2 pseudogenes are annotated in these 1,987 nt (G+C 52.1%); both read right to left on the bottom strand.

Annotated features, from left to right (window positions below):
• Positions 1-581, bottom strand: a pseudogene (locus AC1Q6D_RS33090) (hypothetical protein); the annotation flags it as partial.
• A pseudogene (locus AC1Q6D_RS33085) lies at positions 578-1,987 on the bottom strand (hypothetical protein); the annotation flags it as partial. The pseudogenes AC1Q6D_RS33090 and AC1Q6D_RS33085, both read right to left, overlap by 4 nt.

Here is a 1,987-nt window from a genome sequence, read left to right as displayed (position 1 = left end):
GTACGGCGGTTGAGCTCCCAGATGGGGCCTCGGGAGGGTTTTATCCAGAGGTTGGGGAAGTGCTTGATGACGAATGAGCCGATGGCCCAGGAGAGAAGTGGTAGGCCGAGAATCAAGGAAAAAAAATCAAAAAACCAACTTTTTATTGATTCCCATGCAGGCATTTTTCCGGTTGCAACATCCAAAAAAAATATAGGAGCACTGACAATGGAAAGCAGGAAGAAAATAACTTTTCCGAACGTTTTCATGTATAGCAAGAAGTGTGAGCCCGCAGGAAGGAGTGCATACCTAAAACTTTCGTGATCATCCCTCATATGAAAATCAATATGCTCGAATGGACTCGGAGTATAGATACCTTCGGCTATTTGCTCTTCACGCTCTCTCTTCAGTTTCTCTTGATTTCGAAGATCTCGTGGCGAGTAATCCTCCACAAAACTGACGGGCGTTACTTCGTCGGCATTGCCCCAAGGCAGTCTGACCTTGGCAAACCGCATGATCCATGGTCGTTCATTGGATGGCTCTTGCTCGGGCACCTCGCTCGACCCATAAGCCGTCTTGGCGTAATAAGATTCCTGGGTCATTTGTTAGTGTCTCGTGATGTATGTGTCACTTCATCTGCCCAATAAAGCTCACCCTCACTGCCGAAGTTGGGTTTTATATGGGTGGCATCAAACGGCGTCCCATCCTTCGGTGGTGGCGCAGGAAAGTGCCAGCGTTGATGGTGTTGCTCCAGTACACACTGAGCCCGGACTTGCCATTGATGGGCGATGCCGGATGAGCCTGTTACCGCGTCGAACGCGTAGCTCGCTGGGGTTTTGAAAAACAGTTCCAGCCCCTGCGGTAGCAGCCGTTGGGCATTGGGTGGGACGAGACGGCTATCGATCAGTTTTGTGAACGGCACCGTTTCACTTTTGAGGCGACTCGCTTTGAGTTCGAAGGTATTAAGTCTACAGTGGGCATTGATGTTCAGGGTGCCGAGGTTTGCAATTAAGCCCGGCAAGTTACTTTCAATGCGAATGCAGGTATTGGACGAGATCACTTGAAAAGGTGTCCTGGCGCGAAAGTCGAGTTTGGCATTGGGGACGAATTGAGGGTTGGGGCCTATGTTGATGCGAATGTCGGCAAACAAACTGATCAGGTAATAAAAACCACGTTGCGGATCCAGCAGGTGCGCATTATCTGAATGAACTTGAGTGCCGAACGGGCCATTGACCAGCCATTCTTCGATAGGCTTGTCGCTCAGCCACCAGGCCAATCCGGCACCGATCAAGATCAATATCAGCGCGGCCCAACCGCCCGGCCCCAGACCAAGAAAGGTGACGCTACTAACGATCAAGTTACTGAGAGCGCTGATGGAGCCGCCCACCGCCATCATCAAATAGCCCCACATTGCGTCGTCCCCCCACCGCCGGGCGTACCAGATGTCGTAAAAATTGATAAAGGCGAAAACAGCCCCAGTTGCTATTTGCGCTATGAGACGAACAGATATTTTTCTGACTAAGTGCTTTTCGAAACGACGGAAGATTAATTTCGCGGTGTCATCTGAAATAGTGAACATAACCTTGCGACTTGCTGCTAAAACAGACTGCGTACTGGCAAGTTTTACCGTCAACATTTCCAGCGCTAAAGCTAGATCAAGGCCGGCCCCGATCATAGATAGACGAGATCGAAATAGACCCTTCTCCCGCGTCACCTGCTCCGCCGCCTCCCACTCCACCCTCACATTCCAAGCCTCCAACATCAAAACCCCCGCCGCAAACGGCAACGAGCCCAGCACGCGATGAACCCGGCTGTTAGCCGACTCGACATGCTCATCCACGCCCCGCTGCAACGGACTTTTCACGTACGCATCACCCGTCGCCCGCGCCTCCACATCGGCTTGGTAAACCGCGTTGATCCGCTGATTCAGCACGCTGAGATTGTTCGCCGTCGGATGCTTGAGCGGGATCGCCAGCAGTGTGTGATGGGTTTCGCGAAGGGCGTACGG

The sequence above is a fragment of the Pseudomonas sp. MT92 genome (assembly GCF_058792515.1).
Note: the sequence above shows the minus strand (reverse complement) of the source record. Positions and strands in the feature narration are given on the sequence as shown.